Annotated in this window: 1 protein-coding gene; it reads right to left on the minus strand. The window is 65.6% G+C overall.

The features are described from left to right. A partial coding sequence (locus NJ376_RS00380) for a putative bifunctional diguanylate cyclase/phosphodiesterase (RefSeq protein ID WP_252951228.1) occupies positions 1-1,137 on the minus strand: 1,137 nt, incomplete at both ends.

Consider the following 1,137-nt stretch of genomic DNA (forward strand, 5'->3'; position numbering starts at 1 on the left):
CTCGATCACCGAGGCGACCTCGGCGCGGCCGATGGGCCGCCCGAACAGATAGCCCTGGCCCTCATTGTATCCGTTGGCCAGGAGGACATCCAACTGCTCGGCGGTCTCGATCCCCTCTGCCGTGGTGGTGATGCTCAGGCCAGAGGCAAGGCCAGCCACCGCGCGCACGATGGCCTCGCATTCCGGCCGTTCCGACAGATCACGGACAAAGGACCGGTCGAGCTTGATCTTGTCGAAGGAGAAGCTCCGGAGATAGCTGAGCGAGGAATACCCGGTGCCGAAATCATCCATTGCGATCTTCACGCCGAGGTATCGCAGGTCCTGCAGGACCTTCAGGCTGACGGCGTTGTCATGCAGCAGGACGGATTCCGTGATTTCCAGCTGCAGCCGGCTGGGCTTCAACCCGGACCGCTTCAGCGCCTGATCCACCGCCTGGACCAGCGTCTTGCTCTTGAACTGGATGGGCGACAGGTTCACGGCAACGCCAATGTCGTCCGGCCAGCTCGCCGCCCTGCGGCACGCCTCCTCCAGCACCCATTCGCCGATCGGGACGATGAGGCCGGTTTCCTCGGCCACCGGGATGAAGTCGGTCGGGGAAACCATGCCCCGTTCGGGGTGGCGCCAGCGCAACAGGGCTTCGAAGCTGTTGACCCGCCTTGTGCCCAGATCCACCAGCGGCTGGTAGTGCAGTTCGAACTCGCCGCGGCTCAGCGCACCGCGCAGCGTGAGCTTGATCGCCTGCCGTGCCTGCAGATGCGCGTCCATGCTGGGGTCGAAGAAGCAGAAGGTGCCTCGACCTGCCTCCTTGGCGCAGTAGAGCGCGATATCGGCCGCCTTCAGCAGCTCGTCCGGGGAGTTCGCATCCTGCGGGACCATGGCGATGCCAACGCTCGTGCCGATGGAGATCAGCTCGCCGTCCAGGCTGAAGGGTTGCGCCAGGGCTTCCAGAATGCGCTCTGCCAGCGCCTGGGCATCCTCGCGCCCGGCGCAGGAGGCCTGCACGATCGCAAACTCATCGCCGCCCAGGCGGGCGACCAGATCGGATCCGCGCACGACGCCCTGGAGCCTCTCGGATACCAAGCGCAGCAGGGCATCGCCCGCCGGATGGCCCAGCGTATCATTCACCGCCTTGAAGCC

Source organism: Siccirubricoccus soli, from assembly GCF_024178315.1.
GTDB classification, from domain to species: domain Bacteria; phylum Pseudomonadota; class Alphaproteobacteria; order Acetobacterales; family Acetobacteraceae; genus Siccirubricoccus; species Siccirubricoccus soli.